20 protein-coding genes, 3 tRNA genes and 1 riboswitch are annotated in these 20,849 nt (G+C 60.3%); of the genes, 10 read left to right on the top strand and 13 right to left on the bottom strand.

The genetic code is table 11. From position 1 onward, the window contains the following. Positions 1-5: 5 nt before the first annotated feature. Positions 6-791, bottom strand: a complete 786-nt coding sequence (locus HDE72_RS08420) for a hypothetical protein (RefSeq protein WP_183738840.1) — start codon at positions 789-791, stop codon at positions 6-8. Positions 792-1,056: 265 nt separating this feature from the next. Between HDE72_RS08420 and HDE72_RS08415 the strand changes: the two genes are divergently transcribed. Then, entirely contained in the window at positions 1,057-3,300 is a 2,244-nt protein-coding gene (locus tag HDE72_RS08415; RefSeq protein WP_183738837.1) for a TonB-dependent siderophore receptor, read from the top strand. On the opposite strand, the gene HDE72_RS08410 is transcribed toward HDE72_RS08415, so the two are convergent. Then, entirely contained in the window at positions 3,301-4,059 is a 759-nt protein-coding gene (locus tag HDE72_RS08410) for a nucleotidyltransferase domain-containing protein (protein ID WP_183738835.1), read from the bottom strand. 159 nt (positions 4,060-4,218) lie between these two features. Between HDE72_RS08410 and HDE72_RS08405 the strand changes: the two genes are divergently transcribed. The 5 genes from HDE72_RS08405 (at position 4,219) to HDE72_RS08385 (ending at position 7,248) form a co-directional block, all read left to right on the top strand. After that, on the top strand, positions 4,219-4,797 hold the full coding sequence (locus HDE72_RS08405) for a methylated-DNA--[protein]-cysteine S-methyltransferase (protein ID WP_183738832.1): 579 nt from the start codon (positions 4,219-4,221) through the stop codon (positions 4,795-4,797). A gap of 76 nt (positions 4,798-4,873) precedes the next feature. After that, positions 4,874-5,248, top strand: a complete 375-nt coding sequence (locus tag HDE72_RS08400; protein WP_183738829.1) for a DUF1294 domain-containing protein — start codon at positions 4,874-4,876, stop codon at positions 5,246-5,248. Between the two features lie 48 nt (positions 5,249-5,296). Continuing rightward, positions 5,297-5,372 (top strand) — tRNA-Asn (locus HDE72_RS08395). A 548-nt stretch (positions 5,373-5,920) separates the two neighbouring features. Continuing rightward, positions 5,921-6,081, top strand: a riboswitch (FMN riboswitch). Between the two features lie 190 nt (positions 6,082-6,271). Beyond that, positions 6,272-6,805 (top strand): 6,7-dimethyl-8-ribityllumazine synthase, encoded by a 534-nt coding sequence (locus HDE72_RS08390; protein ID WP_183738826.1) that lies wholly within the window; start codon positions 6,272-6,274, stop codon positions 6,803-6,805. 77 nt (positions 6,806-6,882) lie between these two features. Next, positions 6,883-7,248, top strand: coding sequence for a hypothetical protein (locus HDE72_RS08385; RefSeq protein WP_183738823.1), 366 nt, complete (start codon positions 6,883-6,885; stop codon positions 7,246-7,248). 2 nt (positions 7,249-7,250) lie between these two features. On the opposite strand, the gene HDE72_RS08380 is transcribed toward HDE72_RS08385, so the two are convergent. Then, positions 7,251-7,964 (bottom strand): hypothetical protein, encoded by a 714-nt coding sequence (locus HDE72_RS08380; RefSeq protein ID WP_183738820.1) that lies wholly within the window; start codon positions 7,962-7,964, stop codon positions 7,251-7,253. A gap of 134 nt (positions 7,965-8,098) precedes the next feature. Here HDE72_RS08380 and HDE72_RS08375 point away from each other — a divergent pair, with 134 nt between their 5' ends. Further along, on the top strand, positions 8,099-8,278 hold the full coding sequence (locus HDE72_RS08375) for a hypothetical protein (RefSeq protein ID WP_183738817.1): 180 nt from the start codon (positions 8,099-8,101) through the stop codon (positions 8,276-8,278). Between the two features lie 136 nt (positions 8,279-8,414). Then, positions 8,415-8,627, top strand: coding sequence for a hypothetical protein (locus HDE72_RS08370; protein WP_183738814.1), 213 nt, complete (start codon positions 8,415-8,417; stop codon positions 8,625-8,627). 93 nt (positions 8,628-8,720) lie between these two features. On the opposite strand, the gene cydX is transcribed toward HDE72_RS08370, so the two are convergent. From cydX to cydD, 5 genes are all read right to left on the bottom strand, one after another. Further along, positions 8,721-8,840 (bottom strand): cytochrome bd-I oxidase subunit CydX, encoded by a 120-nt coding sequence (cydX, locus tag HDE72_RS08365; protein WP_183738812.1) that lies wholly within the window; start codon positions 8,838-8,840, stop codon positions 8,721-8,723. 34 nt (positions 8,841-8,874) lie between these two features. Beyond that, a complete protein-coding gene (gene cydB / locus HDE72_RS08360; protein WP_183738810.1) occupies positions 8,875-10,029 on the bottom strand; it encodes a cytochrome d ubiquinol oxidase subunit II in 1,155 nt (384 codons plus the stop codon). 13 nt (positions 10,030-10,042) lie between these two features. Next, the gene (locus tag HDE72_RS08355) at positions 10,043-11,614 is read right to left on the bottom strand and encodes a cytochrome ubiquinol oxidase subunit I (RefSeq protein ID WP_183738807.1); all 1,572 of its coding nucleotides are present in this window, start codon (positions 11,612-11,614) and stop codon (positions 10,043-10,045) included. Positions 11,615-11,716: 102 nt separating this feature from the next. Continuing rightward, entirely contained in the window at positions 11,717-13,402 is a 1,686-nt protein-coding gene (locus HDE72_RS08350) for an amino acid ABC transporter ATP-binding/permease protein (protein ID WP_183738804.1), read from the bottom strand. Beyond that, positions 13,399-15,087 carry a thiol reductant ABC exporter subunit CydD gene (cydD, locus tag HDE72_RS08345; RefSeq protein WP_183738801.1) on the bottom strand — a complete coding sequence of 563 codons (1,689 nt, stop codon included), beginning with the start codon at positions 15,085-15,087 and terminating at the stop codon, positions 13,399-13,401. Before cydD ends, HDE72_RS08350 begins: the two co-directional genes overlap by 4 nt. A gap of 138 nt (positions 15,088-15,225) precedes the next feature. On the opposite strand from cydD, the gene HDE72_RS08340 reads away from it, so the two are divergent. Together HDE72_RS08340 and HDE72_RS08335 are read left to right on the top strand one after the other, a co-directional pair. Continuing rightward, positions 15,226-15,789 carry a GbsR/MarR family transcriptional regulator gene (locus HDE72_RS08340; RefSeq protein ID WP_183738798.1) on the top strand — a complete coding sequence of 188 codons (564 nt, stop codon included), beginning with the start codon at positions 15,226-15,228 and terminating at the stop codon, positions 15,787-15,789. Positions 15,790-15,900: 111 nt separating this feature from the next. Further along, positions 15,901-16,083 carry a hypothetical protein gene (locus tag HDE72_RS08335; protein ID WP_183738795.1) on the top strand — a complete coding sequence of 61 codons (183 nt, stop codon included), beginning with the start codon at positions 15,901-15,903 and terminating at the stop codon, positions 16,081-16,083. A gap of 71 nt (positions 16,084-16,154) precedes the next feature. Here the strand turns inward: HDE72_RS08335 and HDE72_RS08330 are convergent. From HDE72_RS08330 to ftsH, 5 genes are all read right to left on the bottom strand, one after another. Then, a tRNA-Arg gene (locus HDE72_RS08330) sits at positions 16,155-16,229 on the bottom strand. A 106-nt stretch (positions 16,230-16,335) separates the two neighbouring features. After that, positions 16,336-16,412, bottom strand: a tRNA-Pro gene (locus tag HDE72_RS08325). A 92-nt stretch (positions 16,413-16,504) separates the two neighbouring features. Then, positions 16,505-17,842 (bottom strand): phosphoglucosamine mutase, encoded by a 1,338-nt coding sequence (glmM, locus tag HDE72_RS08320; RefSeq protein WP_183738792.1) that lies wholly within the window; start codon positions 17,840-17,842, stop codon positions 16,505-16,507. Positions 17,843-17,877: 35 nt separating this feature from the next. Next, positions 17,878-18,726 (bottom strand): dihydropteroate synthase, encoded by an 849-nt coding sequence (gene folP / locus HDE72_RS08315; RefSeq protein WP_183738789.1) that lies wholly within the window; start codon positions 18,724-18,726, stop codon positions 17,878-17,880. Positions 18,727-18,838: 112 nt separating this feature from the next. Then, entirely contained in the window at positions 18,839-20,719 is a 1,881-nt protein-coding gene (gene ftsH, locus HDE72_RS08310; RefSeq protein ID WP_311735223.1) for an ATP-dependent zinc metalloprotease FtsH, read from the bottom strand. Positions 20,720-20,849: the final 130 nt, after the last annotated feature.

Genomic DNA, 20,849 nt, shown 5'->3' with positions numbered 1-20,849 from the left:
TCTGACTATAGCAGCAAGACCGTGGTGTGCTCCGGCAATACCATGCGGTAATGGCCAGGATACTTATCCTCGCCATCGAATATCTTGCAAAACACGGGCATATTGATATCGTTGACGGCTGGCTCGTTCATCGGCAAGGTGGCGATCAGCTGTTCGCCCTCCACCAGTTGCAGGGCACTGCCCTGCTCGGCCGCGCAAAACGCCAGCGATTCCACATCCTTGGCGAACGGCTTTTTGTACCACGGGGTGATGGCCCGCACGGCGCGCTTGGCGTCATGCAAGACTTGCGCAATCCGCGTGACGTTCCACGCATCTTGCGCGACGGCCGGCTGGATCACCATGCTTGCCGTCAATTCACCCTTTTCCTTGTTCACCAGAAAGATTCCATCTTGCGCCGCAACATCGGCGTTCAGCGGCACGACAAACACGCCACCTTCAGACACCTTGACCGGGATAGCCGCGCCATTGCCCTTCAAGGCCACGCGCACATCGGCTATGGTGGCGTTCAATTTGGCAGGAATCAGGCGCAAGGCCATCACCACGCTGCCCTTCGACACTTCCCATACTTTCTTGGCCGTCTGGTAACTTTCCTCATACGCCGTGAAACGCACGCGCGGCGGCCTGGCGTCGCTGGTCGCCGTGACCGTCACGGTTTGCGGCGCCGCTTCCGTCAGCTCTTGCTGCGGCGCTTGCACTGCGGCAGGCGGCACGGGCAGCGGCGCCGCGTGCTCCTGGGCATGGCCCAGCAACACGACACAGCACAAACCGGCACCCGCTATCCATGTACGCATGCATTTCTTTCTCTGTAAGAATATTTTTACTTGCCAGCATTATGGCAGAAGCACAAAAAACCCGTTCAGCGATACCTCTGCCAGCAGTCATCCCAGAGGCAGGCACGCTTGCTTAATGAAAAAATAAGAAGTATATTGATAATGATTCTTATTCGCATAATTTAAACATCACCATAGCCCACGTCATTCCAAGCCAGACTTCAGGGCGGCACAGCCCTCCAGCAAACGAGACAGGAAATCACCATAGAAAACAGCCAGGAAAATAATGCCTTCAACGTCAACATCCACCCCGCATTTCAACACTCCCGCGTTTCGCCTCCACCTGCGTCCCCTGCCCCGTTTGCTGCATCTGGCCTTGCTGGCCATCGCCGCCAGCAGCCTGTCCGTGCACGCCGCCGACACCGATAGCGACGTGACCATGCCAGCCATCACTGTCACCGGCCAGGGGCCATCGACCACCGAAGGCACGGGCTCCTACACGGCCGGCGAAATGCGCAGCGCCACGCGCATGGACTTGTCGCTGCGCGAAACGCCGCAATCGGTCAGCATCATCACGCGCCAGCTGCTCGACGACCTGGGCGCCATACGCCTGGATCAGGCGCTGGCGCAAACGACCGGCATCCAGGTGGGCCAGAATGACACGGAACGCACGACTTTTTATGCACGCGGTTTCGGCATCAATAACATCCAGATCGATGGCATGCCGCGCGGCGGCAATGCGCCGCTGCAAGACACTATTCTGTATGACCGCATCGAAGTGATACGCGGCGCAAGCGGCTTGATGGGTGGCAAGGGCGACCCGTCTGCCACCATCAATATGGTGCGCAAGCGCCCCACCAAAACCTTCCAGGCCAGCGCCGGCCTCATCATAAGCCGCTGGGACGACCAGCGCGTGGAAGCCGACATTTCCACGCCTTTGAACCAGGATGGCAGCGTGCGCGGCCGTGCCGCCCTGGCCAAGCAGCGGCGCGATTCCTATCTGGACATGTACCATGAGCGCAAGACCGTCGGCATGGCCATCGTCGAAGCGGACTTGCGCCCAGGCACCTTGCTGACGTTTGGCTTTGACTTCCAGGACAACACGCCGACCGGCGCCACCTGGGGCGCCGTACCCTACTGGAATGCCGATGGCAGCCTGGCCCATATGCCGCGCAACACCAGTTTCACGACACCCTGGAGCACCTGGGCCAACAAACAGCACACGGTGTTCACTTCGCTTGACCAGCGCCTGCCCGGCAACTGGACGCTGCACCTCGGCTATGCGCGCACGGAAAGCAGCAACCGCACCACCGTCGCCTATGCGGGCGCAGGCTATCCCAACCCTGCCACCGGGGCCGGCATGCGCTTGTGGACGGGCGCCTGGGGCGAGGGTAAAACGACGGCAGACAATTTCGACGCCTATGCCAGTGGGCCATTCACCTTGCTGGGGCGCAAACATACGGCCATCATCGGCTGGAACGGCGGCAAGCAGCGCGCGCGCTCGCTCGGCGGCGAGGCCGAGATCAATTACCCGGTACAGATCCCCGACTACCGCAGCTGGACCGGCAATATCCCGCGCCCCATCTTCCATCCAGACGGCTCCCACAGCGAAACGGTAACGCGCCTGGCGGGCGGCTATGTGGCCACCCGCCTGAGCCTGGCAGACCCCTTGCACGTCATCGTCGGCGCGCGCAGCAGCACCTACCGCACGGACACGCGCAACTACGACACGCAAGGCAGATTCATCGATACCAGCGACTTTGCCGAGACGCGCAATGAAATCACGCCCTATGCGGGCGTGGTATTCGATATCAACAAACAGTATTCCATCTATGCCAGCTTCACCCAGCTGTTCAATCCGCAAACCAGCAAGGACCGCAACAACAAGTTCTTGCCGCCGGAAACGGGCGACAATGCCGAGCTGGGCATCAAGGGCGAATTCTATGAAGGCAAGCTGAACGCATCAGCCGCCCTGTTCCACACGAAGAAAAAGAACCTGGCTGAACTGGACCGCACGGTGCCGCCCGGCTTTCTCTTGCCCGATGGCGGCCAGGCCATGGTGGCCAATGGCGACGGCATCACGGCCAAGGGCGTCGAGCTCGACCTGTCCGGCCAGATCACGCCCGCCTGGGAAGCGAACGGCGGCTACACCTATCTGCACGCGGCCGAAGCCGATGGGCAGCGCGCCGCCACCAACCAGCCACGCCATTTGCTGCGCCTGGCCACCAGCTACCGTTTTGATGGCGCATTGAATGGCTTGCGGGCGGGCGCCAGCATGACGGCACAAAGCGCCACCTACAGCGTAGCGTGGTATGGCCGGCCACCGGCAGGTGCGACGACGAATATTCCGCAAGGCGCGTATGCATTGTTCAACCTGATGGGCAGCTACGCCATCGGCAAGCACGCCAGCGTGCAACTGAACGTCAATAACCTGCTGGACAAGAAGTATTACCGCAACGTGGGCTTCTTTGACGGCGTGTTCTGGGGCGAACCGCGCAACATCAGTCTGGCGGTACGCAGCGCATTCTAATCATTCCACCTCGCTGCGCCAGTGCGCCGGCGCCGGCAGGCTGTGTCCATGAAGCAAGGGACCACCGACCGGCGCCAGCACGCTGGCAACCAGTTGCACATACGCCTGCTGGCCGGCAGCAAGATCACTCGCTAGCAGGCGCAGCGCAGCATCGAGCTGTTCAGCAACAACCGCATCAAACGCGTGCAACCGGCGGTACAAATGCTTGCCGCCGCCACTCCACTGGTCCGCCGCCCGCAAATGCAGGTCGGCCAGCAATTCATACAGACGGCAGGCCACGGCCAGCGCCTCGCCCGGGTGGCGGCTATCGACCAGGTCTTCCAGCAAAGTGGTGATTTCATAGCGGCGCATCTGCAAGTTCACTGCCGTCAAGGCGGGCGGACCCGCCGCATGGATGGACTGGGCCAGCGCCTGCAGCCTGGCGTAGTGTGCGCCCGAGGCAACGATGTTTTCACCTTCGACCACCATCATGGCCAGCGGCACCTTGCCGCCGGGCGCATCGAGTTCACGGCAAAAGTAGGCATAGGTCGCCAGGTCATGCGCGAACAGTTCGACCGTGCGTCCTTCGGCAACGATGGTGGAGCGCCAGGCGTGCTCTACGTAATCGAACAACAGCAGCAAGTCGATATCGGAGCTGGCCGTTTGCCGGCCAGTGGCGAACGAGCCGCCGATAATGGCCGCCACGGCGCCCGGGTAATGTTCGTGCACCAGCCGCGCGGCTATGCTGCGGATCTCGTCATAGGTAGCAAGCGTCGTCATCGATACATCCCGCACGGTAAAGTAGTATGGAGCGCTCAAGTATTACACGATAGCCAACTGAGCAGCAAATCCCAGCGCCCATTGCCTCGCGATCTCTGCCAGCCTGATAAACTAGCTGTCATTGCGGTCCAATCAATGGCAGAGTCCACGAGGTGCGACATGGAATACCGGTATATGGTGGTGCCCTCGCCCGTCGGCGAATTGACGCTGGTGGCGCGCGTGGCGGCGCACAAGGCGGGCCTGGCAGCGATCCTGTGGCATAACGACAAGCCCAACCGCGTGCGCCTGGGCGAAATGCTGGAAGACAAAACTCATCCCTTGCTGCTGGAAACGGCGCGCCAATTAAGCGAGTATTTTGCCGGCATGCGCCAGCAATTCGACGTGGCGCTGGATTTTGCCGGCACACCATTCCAGCAGCAAGTGTGGCAGGCGCTGCTGACCATTCCGTTTGGCCAGACGCGCAGCTATGGCGAGATCGCGCGCCAGATCGGCCGCCCTGCCGCCGTGCGCGCCGTTGGCGCCGCGAATGGCAAGAATCCCATTTCCATCATCGCCCCCTGCCACAGGGTAATTGGCGCCACAGGCGAACTGACGGGTTTTGCGGGCGGCTTGCAGGCCAAGGAAACCTTGCTGGCGCTGGAAGGCATTTCCCTGTCGAGCGACAGGGAAGCTCAAAAGACGGGCCATGCCCGGCGCCGCGCCGTGCATGTGGACACTGCGCAGGGCTGTTTGTTTTAGGTCGCTTGATACAGACTCCCGATACGCTATGATGCTGTTCGTCTCCGTCAAACCAAGCAAGCACATCGAATCAATCATGGCCTATCTTTCCATCCTGTTTTTTATCCTGCTATATCTGGCAGCAACCTTCTTTTTTCATATTCCGCCCTTTGTCGCCCTCATCTATGGCGCCTTGAGCCTGGGCTGTTTCGCCGCCTACGCGCTCGACAAGCGCGCCGCCAAGGCAGGCAACTGGCGTACCTCGGAACGCACCTTGCTGCTGTTGGGCTTGCTGTGCGGCTGGCCCGGCGCGCTGCTGGCGCAACAATGGCTGCGCCACAAGTCCAGCAAGCGCTCATTCCGCATCCTGTTCTGGATCACCGTCGCCATCAACATCGCCGCCTTCATCTATTTCTGCCTGCACTACTCGGCCCCCGATATCGGCACCGACGTGGCCCCGATCGAGATATAAACCGAGCAACTTGCCAGAACGACAGAAGCTGCCTATAATAGCGGCCTTTCCCTGATAGCTCAGTTGGTAGAGCGACGGACTGTTAATCCGCAGGTCCCTGGTTCGAGTCCAGGTCGGGGAGCCAGAATTCTTCAAGCAAAAAGCCCAGCCTTACGGTTGGGCTTTTTGCGTTCCAGGGCGGAGTGACTCACGATAGCAGCCGGACATTAATGGACATTCACGACTGATGGCTTCAAGAGTGTTTCTTAAAGAGAAATATGAAAAATCTCACTAACCGACTGTCATGCTGTTCAGTTAGCGTTTTACCCCAAAAGCAAACTCTGGGGTCGGACCCTGCAGGGTCCGACCCCGGCACTTTTCGATTTCTATTCGGTGCCTGATGACGAAAGGCCTGACTTGCTTCAGGTTTTAGCTGCCCTGATTTCAATACCTGTCATTCAGTTTGGGGGGCAGGTCGATGCCTCAGGATTGCAGGGATTATGCGCTGCAAACTTGTTGCAAATAGTCAATTTGCTGTGAATGTATTTCTCGAAGCCGCGCTCTGCCAGAACCTGCCAAAACAAATACCTGACAGATCAAAGGAAAATTGCCGTACGGCACTTTTCTAGGCAGCATCCCAAACAAGCATGTTATAGTCAAGCCGCTGCGTCTCGCACCCTGTGCGACAACGCGGCACGTTCTCAGGGCGGGGTGCAATTCCCCACCGGCGGTAATGGCTTCAATGCCTAGCCCGCGAGCGCTTGTTGCTGATGTCGCAGACATGGGTGGCAAGGTCAGCAGACCTGGTGAGATTCCGGGGCCGACGGTATAGTCCGGATAAAGAGAGAGCGGGATGGAATCGACGTTTGATGCATGTTTCATGCAGATGATGTCGTGCGCGTATCGACCGCGTCCTGGATCAGCCTATGCCAGGCCAGGATCGGTGTGCTCGCACCCTGTGGCTAGTCACGCCTGTCACGGCAGATTGCATCCTTATCTATCCACGCCCTGTTTTTTGTTATTTCTAAAAACAGGAGTCATACCATGTCACAACAAGCTTTTCTCACCTCCCCATCCGATCAGGCAGGCGGGCGTATCGCCTTTATTCAAGCCAGCTGGCACCGCACTATCGTCGAGCAGTGCCGTCTGTCTTTCATCGCCGAAATCCGTGAGCTGGGCTATCTTGAGTCAGACATCGATTTCTTCGACGTCGCTGGCGCCTTTGAAATTCCCCTGCAAGCACAACGATTGGCCCAGACCGGCCAGTATGCGGCCGTGGTGGCAGCGGCGCTGGTGGTCGATGGCGGCATTTACCGGATGGAATTCGTCGCCGAGGCTGTCATTTCAGGCTTGATGCAGGTGCAGCTTGCTACGGGCGTGCCCGTGCTGTCGGCGGTGCTGACACCGCACCACTTCCACTCGGGAGAAGAACATCAGCAATTCTTCTTCCAGCATTTCCAGGTCAAGGGAGCGGAAGTGGCGCGAGCGTGCGCTTCGACCATACGTGCATTACGCCAGATCCCGGCGCTACCGGGCGTGGGCGTTAGCAAACAGGTAGAAATGCTCACCACTAGCTAAGCTTGGCAACATCGTCAAGTTGCACGTAACATCGCAGCTTGCCGATGTTTCCTACACACACTTTGAACGAGTACAGCATGCAAGATTCCCCCTCCTTCCAGTCCCGCGTACAACCATGGATGACTGCCTGTTTTGGCGCAAAACTGGCCGCTGACCACGCAGAGCGTAATCACCGTTTCATGGAAGAATCGCTGGAACTGGTGCAAGCCTGCGGCGCCACGGCCGGGGAAGCCCATCAACTGGTTGATTATGTGTTTGGCCGCGCAGCGGGCGACAAGAAACAGGAAGTGGGCGGCGTGATGGTAACCCTGGCCGCACTGTGCCTGGCACATGAGCTCGACATGCATGGCGCCGGCGAGGAAGAACTAGCCCTGATCTGGGAAAAAATCGATGCTATCCGGACCAAGCGGGCGGCAAAACCCGCTTTTGGTAGCGGCAAGTAATATTACTCGCCCAGCAAGGCCAGCGATTCCAGCCAGTCCGCCTTCCAGTCGCGCAGCAGCGGCTGGGTGGCAAACGCTTTTTTCAGGTGCGCCATCGGCACGCGGTGTACATCGTGCAAACCGAAGGCCAGGGTGACGGGATGCCACAAATGGCTGTTCTTGCCGCCGCGCGAATTCTTGCGCACGCGGGCGCCATCGTCGCCAAAGATGCCTACGCCGCCTGCCATGCCCTGGTCCAGGTCAACCTTGCCCACGCCGGCAAAGGCGATCAATATCTGCTCGCGGCTCAAACCTTTCAAGGCGCTGGGCAGGACCACGGGCACAGCTTCTGTTTCGGCTGGCGGCGGCTGCAGAAAATCTTGCAGCAGGCGCTGCAGGTCGCGCTCCTGGAAATGCAAGGTTTCCTTGGACACAAGCATGCCCTCGCCCGGCAACTGGATAGGCAAATTGCCCGCATCGCGCGTCAGGCGCAGGCGCACGTCGGCGCCACCGGCAGCCAGGTGCTGTCTATCTTCGATAAACACGATGGGGGCCGCATAACGTTTCACGCCGTCGGCAAACAAATGCGCCCATTCTGCCGAATAATCGAGCCACACGTACGCCTGCCCGCCCTGCTCCAGCAAACGCGCCAGGGTCCAGGGCGTACCCGTATGAAAAGTCAGCCAGGCACAGGCTTCGTCGGCGGTGGCGCGGTAGGGCAAGGAAATGGTGGTCATGGAGCGTTTCTGACAATAAGAATGGGCGCAGTGTAGCAGAGAGCCGGATGCCAACTGCGGCGCGCGCCTTTTCTGCGCCGTGTGCTAAGCTGAAATCATCATCAGAGCGAGGAGTGCCAGCAATGAACTCAGCCATGAATTCGGCAACCAATGCCGCCGCCACACCATCGCCACCACCGGAACGCGATTCCCCCACCCCGGCGCGGGAAAGCCATGCGGAAGAAGCGCTGGACGAGGCATTGAAAGAAAGCTTTCCTGCCAGCGACCCGATTGCCGTGTCCACGCCCAAGCTGCCCGGCAAGTCCAAAGGTTAGCTTTGTCACTGGCAATCCCATAGCCACCCATGCGGTGGCTTTTTTTGCGCCCGCTGAATCCGAACTCAGCTGCCTTGCGTACATGGCTGTAGCGCCATGCACACCGCGGGCCGCAGCAGGGACAGAAAGGATAGCCATGCGCCACTACAGCAAACAAGCCGATCCCATCGATCAGCGCCTGTATCTTGCCTCTCGAATTGACCTGGCCTGCGAACGCATGCGCCAGCGCGGCGATGCCCTGGCCCGTGCACGCTGCGCCTTGTGGGTGACAGCCTGGTCGGTCGCGGCCGGCGCCGATATGCCACGCGGCATGAAGTTACGCATCCGCGGCGAATTCATCTTGCTCTGATAAAGAAAAAGCCTCGCCAAAGGCGGACGCAAACGCGTACGCCGGGCGAGGCCAGAGCGCCATGCCGGGATCGGCATGGCGTGCAGCTTGTTACTATTCCTTGCGGTACTTTTCAGGCGTCGTGTCGCCGTCGACCATTTCGTACCACATCGCATTGAGCACGGCGAAAGTCGCCGCCAGCGGAAGGCCCAGTATCCAGGCGAAATACCACATAGTTAATTCCTTTCGTTAAATAATTCGGGCGCCATCAATAGGCGTGGCCGTTACCGTCTTCGATGGCCTTGCCATCAACCTTGCCCCACAGCACTTTATAGACCCAGCTCGTGTACGCCACGATCAGGGGAATAAAGATGGCCGTGACCACCAGCATGATGAACAAGGTCATGTGGCTGGACGAGGAATCCCACACCGTCAGGCTGGCGCGCGGGTCGATAGACGATGGCAAAATGAAGGGGAACATGGTCGCGCCCACGCTGAGGATGATGCCGGCGATACTGACCGCGCTGGCCAGCAGGGCCGGCACTTCGCGGCGTGCGCGCTGGAAGGCAAACGCCAGCAGCGGCGCTGCCAGGCCCAGCACGGGTGCGGTCCAGATCCACGGATGGGCAGCGAAATTGAGGAACCAGGCGCCGGCATGCAGCTCGGCCGTTTTCAGCATGGGGTTCGACGGGCCATCGACCACCACCGTGCTGGTGATGCGGTAGCCATCGACCCAGAACCACAGGGCCACGCCGGCCAGCGCATACAGCACGATGGTGGCAATCGCGGCCACGCTGCCGTAGCGGCGCGCGCGCTCAGCCACCACGCCATCGGTCTTCAATTGCAGCCAGGTGGCGCCATGCATGACCAGCATGGCAACCGAAACCAGGCCGCACAGCACGGCAAACGGATTCAGCAGGGCAAAGAAGCTGCCGTCATAAAAGATGTGCATGTCGGACGAGAAACGGAACGGCACGCCTTGCAGCACGTTGCCGATTGCCACGCCGCAGATCAGGGCCGGTACGAAGCCGCCGATGAACAGTACCGCATCCCAGCGGGTGCGCCAGCGCGGATCTTCACGCTTGCTGCGGAACTTGAAGGCTACCGGGCGCAAGATCAGCGCCACCAGAATGACGAACATGGCCAGGTAAAAGCCCGAGAACGACACCGCGTACAGCTGCGGCCAGGCGGCGAAGATGGCGCCGCCGCCCAGTATCAGCCACACCTGGTTGCCTTCCCACACGGGGCCGATGCTGTTGATGATGACGCGGCGTTCCAGGTCGGTCTTGCCGGCGAACGGCAGCAAAATGCCTGTGCCCAGGTCGAAGCCGTCCGTGATGGCAAAGCCGACCAGCAGCACGCCGATCAGCAGCCACCAGATCAGGCGCAGGGTTTCGTAAGAAATCATTTCATGCAGGATCATGGTATGGTCCTCCTTAAGCGAGTTGAGTGCGGGTGACGGAAGGCGCGGCGGCGGGCACCGTTTCGTCGGGACCCTTGCGGATCGCCTTCAGCATCAGCTTCATCTCGATAATCAGCAGCACGGTGTAGATTGCGGCAAAGCCGGCAATCGTGATCAACAGGGTCGTGATGCCCAGGTTCGATACCGCCACGGCCGTCGGCAACACGCCTTCGATCACCCACGGCTGGCGACCTACTTCGGCCACGATCCAGCCCGCTTCGGCGGCAATCCACGGCAGTGGAATGGCGAACACGGCCACTTTCAAGAGCCAGCGGTGGGCGTCCAGGGTGCGGCGCACCGACAAAATAAAGAAGGTGGCGGTCAGCGCAATGAAGAACATGCCCAGGCCCACCATCACGCGGAAGGACCAGAACAGCGGCGCCACGGCAGGCACGGTGTCTTGCGCCGCCTTGCTGATCTGCTCGGGCGTGGCCAGGCGCGGATCGTCGACATAACGTTTCAGCAGCAGCGCATACCCCAGCGAATTGCCTTTCGATTCAAAGATATCCTTGGCCTCTTGCGGCACCGCGCCACCGGGCGGCACGCTGCGGATGGTTTGCAGCGCATCATAGGCCTTGATGCCATCCTGTATCAGCAACTCGCCGCGTTCGACCAGTTCATTGATGCCGGGAATCTCGGTCGACAGCGAACGCGTGCCGATCAGGCCCATCACCATCGGCACATGAATCGCGTAATGCGTTTCGCGCGCCTTCTGGTCGGGGAAACCGAAGGCCGTGAAGGCGGCAGGCGCCGGCTCCGTGTGCCACATGGCTTCAATCGCGGCCAGCTTCATCTTTTGATGTTCCGACGACAGATAACCGCTTTCATCGCCGAGCACCACCACCGACAGCGAGGCGGCCAGGCCGAACGAGGCCGCCACCGTCATCGAGCGCTTGGCCAGCTGCACGTGGCGCCCCTTGAGCAGATACCAGGCCGACACGCCCAGCACGAAAATGGCGGCCACCGTGTAGCCGGCAGAGACCGTATGCACGAATTTGGCCTGCGCCACCGGATTGGTCAGCACGGCGCCAAAGTCAGTCACTTCCATGCGCATGGTTTGCGGATTGAAGGCGGCGCCGACCGGGTTTTGCATCCAGCCGTTGGCGATCAAAATCCACAGGGCCGAGAAGTTCGAGCCGATGGCCACCAGCCAGGTCGTGGCCAGATGGCCGCGCGCCGACAATTTATCCCAGCCAAAGAAGAAGATGCCGACAAAGGTCGCTTCCAGGAAGAAGGCCATCAAGCCCTCGATGGCCAGCGGCGCGCCGAAAATATCGCCCACATAATGGCTGTAATAGCTCCAGTTCATGCCGAACTGAAATTCCATGACGATGCCGGTGGCTACGCCCATGGCAAAGTTAATGCCGAACAGCACGCCCCAGAACTTGGTCATGTCGCGCCAGATGGTGCGCCCCGTCATCACGTAGACCGTCTCCATGATGGCCAGCATCACGGACAGGCCAATGGTCAGCGGAACGAAAATAAAGTGGTACAGGGCGGTCAGCCCAAATTGCAGTCTTGATAATGCAACAATGTCGAGGTCCATTTGCTTTTCCTTGGTATTTCTATTTCTTAAGTGTAAACTTTTTATTAAGACAAGGCCGTACGTTTATTTCTTTAGTGCACCATCTTTAGCGCACCACTTCATTCAATCGGCCCGCAAGCTCTGCAAAGCCGCTTCAAACCCCACCGTACCGCGCCGCACATCAGCGACTATGCGGCCATGGCGGATGCTGATCAGGCGATCCGCCAGCGCAGCTTCGCGCCGCAAGTGCGTTGCGATCAGCAAGGTACGCCCTTCGCAACGGGCGGCGAGGCGCAGCAGCACGTCATGCGCGATAAGCGCATTGAGCGCCTCGGTGGCTTCATCGAGCAGCCACAGCGGCGACTCGTGCAAAAACAGCCGCGCCAGCGCCAAGCGGCGCGACTGCCCGCCCGACAGGCCCAGCCCGCCCTCGCCCAAGCGCGTGTCCAGGCCGCCCGTCATGGCCTGCACTTCCGCCTCCAGGCCCGCCGCCCGCAGCGCTTCCCACAGCCGACCGTCGTCGGCCTGCGGGTCTGCCAGGCGCAGGTTGTCGCGCACGCTGTCCTGGAACAGCTCGGTACGCTGTGTGAACAGGCAGGCGCGCGGCCCAGTGTAACTACCGGCCAGCGCAGCGATTTCACGCGCCGCCACCGCCAGCAAGGTGGATTTACCTGCGCCGCTGGGGCCGATCAAGGCCACCCGCTCGCCAGCGGCTACCGTCAGCGACACGCCATGCACGATGGCAATATCACTGCCGGCGTGGGCGGCGCTCACTTGCTCGAAGCGCACGTCCTCTGTCACCCCTGTATCAGGCGCCGCAGAACCAGCTGGGGCCACGCGCGGCCCCAGGCGGCGGATCGCCAGCAACATGCGCCCTGCTTCCAGCGCGCCACGGCGCAAGCCGGCAAACGGTTCGACGGCGGTGAGGGCAATGAGCACGCCCAGCGCCGCCACCGGCACCGTGATGGCCTGGTTGTCTACCAGCGCAGCCACGGCCAGCAGCACAGCCGCCAGGGTGATCGCGCCGGCCACGCTGTAGGCCGCGCCAGCGCCCGTTTCCAGCCGGTTCAGTTCCAAATCAGCCTGGGCCAGCGCGCCATCGATGCCGGCCAACACATCGCGTTGAGCATCGATGCGGCCCGCCATCACCAGGTCGGTCTGGCCTGCTACCAGGTCGATGGTGGCTGAACGCAATTGCTCGGTGGCGCGTGAACGCACGATGGCGTGGCGCTGCGCGCGGCGCATCAGCAGAACGCTGATGCCACCGCCGCTCAGCAGCAACCAGGCGGCAAACACGATGCCCATGCCGGCATGCATGAAACCGAGGGCCACACCGGCCAGCAAGGCGGCGCACAGGGCCGTAAAGGCAGGCACGATCAGGCGCAGATACAGCGATTCCAGCGCATCGATATCGGCAGTCAGGCGAAACAGCAGCCTGGCAGGCTGGCGCAGCAAACGATTGCCCGCTTCCGGCAGCGACCAGCCACGGAACAGGTCCACGCGGATATTCGCCAACGCGGCAAAAGTGGCGTCGTGCGTCACCAGCCGCTCGGCGTAGCGCGAGCCGGTGCGGCCGATGGCCAGCAAACGGATGCCGGCCGAAGGACCGAATACATCAAACATCAGGGCGGTGGAAGTGTGCAGGCCGGCAATCGAAGTGGCCGTGATGAACCAGCCCGACAAGCCCAGCAAGGCCATGCCGGCGATCACCGTCAAGGCCGCCAGCACGGCGCCGGCAACCAGCTTGCCGGGCTGGGCAAGCAGCAACTGGCGCAGCACGGGATTGAGAGGAAAGAACAAGGATTTCATGCGCGCAAGGCCTCCAGCATTGCCAGCTCCGGGCCGATGGCGATGCTGCGCTGCAAGCGGCTGGCCAATACGGGATCATGCGTGGCAACAATCATGGTCTTGCCCTTGGCCAGGGCCAGCAAGGCGTCGGTGACGCGGCTAGCCGTTTCGCTGTCGAGGTGGGCGGTCGGCTCATCGACCAACAGCAAGTCGGCATGCGCCGTCTGCACGGCAACGGCAACGCGGGCCAAGGCCAGCCGCACCGCTTCGCCACCCGATAGTCCCTGGCCGCCATCGCTGAGCATCACGCCTGGCCGTGCCTGGGTTACGGCAGACAAGTCGGCCAGGTGCAGCGCGGCAGCCACGCTTGCCGGGTCGGCATCGGCGCGGCCCAGGGTCACGTTCTGGCTGACGGAAGCGGCAAATACGTGCGGACGCTGGCCCATCCACGCCATGCGCTGGCGCAAGGTCGCCACGCTGGCATCGCTCATCAGCACGCCGCCGATGCGGATTTCTCCGCCGTTCGCTGGCAGCAAGCCAGCCAGCAAGGAAAGCAAGCTGGTCTTGCCAGCGCCGCTGGCGCCCAGCAAGGCCACGTGTTCGCCGCCACGCACATGCAGGTCAAACTGGCTAAACAACGGCGCTTCGTCCAACTGGGCAAACTGCAGCTGGCGAATCTCGATGGAGGGTGGCGCTGAAAAAACAGCCGGTGCAACAGAACGAGTTGCGCCGCCAGGCAAGGCCAGGCCTTCGGCGGCCAGGTCGTGCAAACCGGCCAGGGCCGCCTCGCCGGCCGCCTTGTCATGCCAGACGGCGGCCAGTTCACGCAGCGGTTCAAAAAAGGCAGGCGCCAGCAAGAGGATGAACATGCCCTCGCCCAGGGTCAAGACATGGCCCCAGCTGCCGAAGTGGAATGTGCCCAGCAGTGAAAAACCGATATAGGCCGCCACCATGGCTACGCCCAGCGCGGAAAACAGTTCCAGCACGGCGGAAGACAAAAAGGCGATGCGCAGCACCATCATCGTGCGCTGGCGCAAGGATTGCGCCGTTTCATCGAGGCGGCTGGCCGTGGCGTCGACGGCGTCGAGCGCACGCAAGGTGGCCAGGCCACGCAGGCGGTCCAGCAAGAAGGCATTCATGCCGCCCATTTCCACCATCTGCGCACGGCTGGCCGCCTGCGCACCCATGCCGACCAGGGCCATGAAAACAGGAATCAAGGGCGCGGCAATCAGCAGAATCAGCGCGGCGACCCAGGAGAATGACAGAACTACCGCCAGTATCACTAACGGCACCAGCAAAACTTTCCAGCGCGTGGGTTTGTAGCGCACCAGATAAGGCACGATGGCTTCGGCCTGTTCGGCCATCACGCTGGCAGCCTGGCCCGACTGCGCACGCTGGCGGTCCAGCGGCGAACGCTGCGCCAGGGAAAGCGCCACTTGCGCACGCAAGCTGGACAGGTGGACACGGGCCGCCGCATACATGGTGCGCGCACCCCAGGCTTCCGCCCAGGCGCGCAGCAGGCCCAGCAGCAATACGCCTGCGGCCGGCGCCAGCGCGGCTTGCCAAGGGGAACCCGTCAACATGGCGTCGATGGCCCAGGCCAGCAAGGCCGCCTGCGGCAACCACAGCAAGGCGGCGCCGCCCTGCACCAGGCTGGCAAAACGGGGAAGGTCGAACTGCGGTAAAGAAAGTGGCGTCTTGGACATTAGATACTTCTTGAGTTTTCAGAAATCTCTGTAAATTCGATATTTTGTATAATACTGCGAAACGTGCCAGATATCAATTGACCCAGCCTCCACTGCATGCAAAAATTTCAGTTAATTATGAAAACTCACCATATCAACATGACTCCGCTGATCCTGACCTTCGTCAGCCACTTCGGCGAGATGGGCAGCCGCTGGGGTTTTAACCGGACGGTTGGGCAAGTGTACGCCTTATTGTTTGTATCTGAGCAACCTTTGCATGCAGACGAAATCGCAGAACAGCTGAGTTTTTCGCGCTCGAACGTGAGCATCGGCCTGAAGGAATTGCAGAGCTGGGGATTGATACGGTTGACGCGCATTCCGGGTGACCGGCGCGAGTATTTTTCATCGCTGGGCGATGTATGGCAAATCTTCCGCGTAGTGGCCGCCGAGCGCCGCCGCCGCGAAGTGGCGCCCACCCTCACGGTGCTGCGCGAATCGCTGATGACGCCGGCCACGGAACCCGTGGACCAGTATGCGCAGGAGCGCATGCGTGAAATGTATGAACTGGTCGACCTGGCCAATACCTGGTTCGACGATTTGCAGCGTCTGTCGCCTGAATCGATGGCGCAGCTGATGAAGATGGGCGCCAAGGTGCACAAGCTGCTCAATGCCAAGGATCGCCTGTTTGGCAATAACAAGAATGGGGACAGCAAGGACGACTAGCGCCGGCGCTTTTACACCTTCACTACAGGCCAGGGCACGCTATTTACACGGTTTTTAGGCCTCTCTCGCTATGCTGGACAGCATCAGTATTGTCCACGCGAGGAGCCTTCCATGCACTATCAACATTTGTCCCAATCAAGCACACACCGCACAGCCCGCCATGACTTGCCCACGCGCGAACGGCTGCGCCTGGCGCATGTATTTACGCGCAAGACGTATTCGCTGGTGGCAACTCTTTTGTGTGCGGTGCCGCTGGTCTATCTGCTCGCTGCCGTGCTGTACACACAGCCATAAACAAGGGGGAAAAACGGGAAAGAGAAAACGCCTGCAGATGGCGTCCGAGACCGGCATATGGAAGCATATACTGGTCCGCCCAGAGGGAATCGAACCCCCATTCACGGTTTAGAAGACCGTTGTCCTATCCGTTGAACGATGGGCGGAAAGGTGCAGCATTGTAACTAATGCTCGATGACAGCGGAATTGCTCCTTGCCAAACAGCGTCACAATGAAAAGCGGGCTGTCATTTCTGACAGCCCGCTTATATTTTGGTCGGAGTACAAGGATTCGAACCTTGGACCCCCTGGTCCCAAACCAGGTGCGCTACCGGGCTGCGCCACACTCCGAAGACAAGATAATAGCGCTTCCCCACAATTTCGTCAATTGCCATAGACAAAATAAGGGGAAATAAAATCGATTCCTGCCTTAAACCCCGGCTTTAAACAGGGACGTGCGCTGCAATTCTACGGGCCATGCTTTCCGCCTTGTCCTTGTCCTTCGCTTCCACCATCACGCGTATCAGCGGCTCGGTGCCGGAAGCGCGTATCAGCACGCGGCCGCTATCGCCCAACTCCTCTTCCACCCTGGCTTTTTCGGCCACCATCGCGGCGTTTTGCTGCCAGTCGAAACCGGGCGCCACGCGCAGGTTGATCAGGGTTTGCGGGAACAGCACCAGGTCGGCCAGGCATTCCTGCAGGCTCAGGCCGCTGCGCTTGAGCGCCGACAGCACTTGCAGCGACGAGACGATGCCATCGCCCGTCGTATGCTTGTCCAGGCACAGCAAGTGGCCGGAGCCTTCGCCGCCCAGCAGCCAGCCGCGCTCTTTCATGATTTCCAGCACGTAGCGGTCACCCACCTTGGCACGCGCGAAACCGATGCCTTTTTCCTTGAGCAACACTTCCAGCGCCATATTCGTCATCAAGGTGCCGACTGCACCGTCCACGGGGCCGCTGGCCAGGCGGTCCTTTACCATCAGATACAGCAACTCGTCGCCGTTATACAAACGGCCGGTGGCGTCGCACATGATCAAGCGGTCCGCATCACCATCGAGCGCAATGCCCAGGTCGGCGCCATGTTCGACCACCGCCGCCGCCATGGCCTTGGGCGCCGTGGCGCCAAAACCCGCATTGATGTTCAAGCCATCGGGCTTGTTGCCGATGGCGATCACTTCCGCGCCCAGTTCGTGGAAGACATGCGGCGCGATATGGTAGGCGGCGCCATGCGCGCAATCGACGACGATCTTCAAGCCATGCAAGTCCAGCTCGTTAGGGAAAGTGCTTTTGCAAAACTCGATATAACGGCCTTGCGCATCATCAAGTCGCTTGGCACGGCCCAGCTTGTCCGATGCCACGCATTCCATGGCTACGTCCAGCGCCAGTTCGATCTCGCTCTCCACGCTGTCGGGCAGCTTGGTGCCCTGGCCCGAGAAAAACTTGATGCCATTGTCGTGGAAAGGATTGTGCGACGCGGAAATCACCACGCCAGCCGTCAGGCGCAGCGCGCGCGTCAGGTAGGCAATCGCCGGCGTCGGCATGGGGCCGGCCAGCATCACATCGACACCGGCAGCCGAAAATCCCGCCTCCAGCGCCGCTTCCAGCATATAGCCGGAAATGCGCGTGTCCTTGCCGATCAACACGGTAGGACGCACCTTGGCGCCATGCGACTTGGCCAACACCTTGCCGGCTGCATAGCCGAGGCGCATGACAAAGTCGGGGGTGATCGGTGCCGTGCCCACCAGGCCACGGATGCCATCGGTACCAAAATATTTGCGGCTCATAGATACTCTCTTCTTTTTATAGCTAATAGTAATTTTCAGACCGGTGCATGCGCCATGCGCCAGACCTTCAGTGCATCGACTGTCTCCGCAACATCATGCACACGTACAATTTCCGCGCCTTGCGCTACAGCAACAAGTGCCCCAGCCAGACTGCCCGCCAGGCGCTGCTCGACGGGCCGGCCCGTGACGGCACCTATCATGGACTTGCGCGACAGGCCGGCCAATACAGGCAAGCCCAGTTCGCTGCGCAAATGGCGCGTGGCGCGCAGCAAGGCGTAATTCTGTTCCACCGTCTTGCCGAAGCCAAAGCCGGGATCGATACACAGGCGTTCACGGTCGATGCCGGCCGCCGTCATGGTCTCCACGCGCTCGCGTAAAAAGTCGATGACTTCGCGCACCACGTCTTCGTATTCGGGCTGGTCCTGCATGGTGGCAGGCACGCTCTGCATATGCATGATACACAGCGCACAATCGCTGTCGCGCACGGCAGCGATGGCGCCTGGCGCGCGAAAAGCGTTGATATCGTTGATCATGTCGGCGCCAGCCAGGATGGCTTCGCGCATGACTTGCGGCTTATATGTGTCGACGGACAAGGGCTTGCCGCAATCGCGCAAGGCATACAGCACCGGCATCACCCTTTGCAATTCCTCTTGCAAGGGCAATGGCGGCGCGCCGGGCCGGCTCGATTCACCGCCGATATCGATGATGTCGACGCCGTCGGCGATCATCTGTTCGGCCCGCGACAGGGCAAACTCCAGGCTGTGAAACTGGCCCGCATCGGAAAACGAATCAGGGGTGATATTCAGGATGCCCATCACCAGCGCCTGCGCGCCCTGCCCGTGCAGCTGAAAGCCGAAACGGCCAACTTGAAAATAATGTCGCATGTGCATCTAATAACTCGGTAAAAAAGCGTATGCAGATTGTAGCGGCAAAGAAAAAGGGCAAGGATCACTCCTTACCCTTTGTTACTTTAACCAGAGACTGGCAGCGCTGGAATCAGGCTGGCGCCGTCACGTTCGGCGAAATGCCACCGGTGCCGCTGTCGCCCGCATTGCGGCGTGGCGGAATGACTTTAGGTGGACGTGGCTCCAGGCCAGCCATGATGTCATTGATCTGCTCTGCATCGATGGTTTCCCATTCCAGCAAGGCGCGGGTCATCACTTCCACCTTGTCACGGTTTTCTTCCAGCAGCTTGCGCGACAACGCATATTGCGTGTCGAGGATGCTGCGGATTTCAGCGTCCACCTTTTGCTGGGTCGCTTCCGAAATCGTTTTGGTCGCGCCGCCGAAGAAGCCTTCGTTTTCGCTGTCTTCGTAGACCATCACGCCCATGCTGTCGGACATGCCGAAGCGCGTGACCATGGAACGGGCCAGCTTGGTGGCGCGCGAGAAGTCATTCGAAGCGCCGGTGGACATCTGGCCGACGAAAATTTCTTCAGCGATACGGCCACCGAACAGGATGGAAATTTCTTCCAGCATCTTGTCCTTGTAAGCGGACAAGTTATCGTGTTCCGGCAACTGCCAGGTCAGGCCCAGGGCCCAGCCGCGCGGCATGATCGTCACTTTATGCACAGGATCAGCTTTCGGCAGCAATTTCGCCACCACCGCGTGACCGGACTCATGGTAAGCCGTATTGCGACGTTCTTCCTCGCGGATGATCATCGATTTACGTTCAGGACCCATGTAGATCTTGTCTTTCGCATCTTCGAAGTCCGCCATTTCCACCAGGCGCTTGCTGCGGCGCGCGGCGAACAGGGCAGCTTCGTTGACCAGGTTGGCCAGGTCGGCGCCCGAGAAGCCAGGCGTGCCACGGGCCAGGATATCGGCCTTGACATCGGTGGCGATAGGCACTTTGCGCATGTGCACGTTCAAGATCTGTTCGCGGCCGCGGATATCCGGCAAGCCAACCGATACCTGGCGGTCGAAACGGCCTGGACGCAACAGCGCCTTGTCGAGCACGTCGGCGCGGTTGGTGGCGGCCACGACGATCACGCCGGAGTTCGCTTCAAAACCGTCCATCTCGACCAGCAACTGGTTCAAGGTTTGTTCGCGCTCATCATTACCACCGCCCGTGCCGGCGCCACGATGACGGCCGACAGCGTCGATCTCATCGATGAAGATGATGCAAGGCGAGTGTTTCTTGGCGTTTTCAAACATGTCGCGCACGCGGGACGCACCCACGCCGACGAACATTTCAACGAAGTCCGAACCGGAGATCGAGAAGAATGGCACTTTGGCTTCACCGGCGATGGCGCGCGCCAGCAGGGTTTTACCCGTGCCTGGAGGACCTACCATCAGCACGCCGCGTGGAATGCGGCCGCCCAGTTTCTGGAATTTGCTCGGATCCTTGAGGAAGTCGACCACTTCGTTGACTTCTTCTTTCGCCTCGTCGCAACCGGCGACGTCAGCGAAGGTCACTGTGTTGCTGGCTTCATCCATCATGCGGGCTTTCGACTTGCCGAACGAGAATGCCCCGCCCTTGCCGCCGCCCTGCATCTGACGCATGAAGAAAATCCAGACGCCGATCAACAGCAGCATCGGGAACCAGTTCATGAAAATTTGTTGCAGGAAACCTACTTCCTCTGGTGGACGCACATCGAAGTGCACGCCATTGTCACGCAGATCGCCGATCAGGCCCTTGTCGAGCATGGTCGCGGTAGTGCGGACCTTGGTATCGTCCATCATCTTGGCGGTAATCGCCGAACCCTCGATCACCACATCCTTGACACGCTTGGCTTTGACTTCATCCAGCAAATCGGAATAAGCGATGGATTTGCTGCCGCCCGAGCTGCCGTGGCTGTCGAACTGTTTGAACAGCATGAACAACAGCAGCAAGACGACTACCCAGATGGCAGATTTGGAAAACATGTTATTCACGAAGACTCCTTGGATGCAGTGCGCATCTTTTACTTATAGCAGAAACACGATTTTACTCGCAATAAGCGGGCCGTGCCAAAGCCCGCCGATCCGTGCGCGCGTAACGAAACCAACCGAAACGCGCCCACGT

The organism is Janthinobacterium saanense (assembly GCF_014200675.1).
Classification (GTDB): domain Bacteria; phylum Pseudomonadota; class Gammaproteobacteria; order Burkholderiales; family Burkholderiaceae_D; genus Janthinobacterium.
Note: the sequence above shows the minus strand (reverse complement) of the source record. Positions and strands in the feature narration are given on the sequence as shown.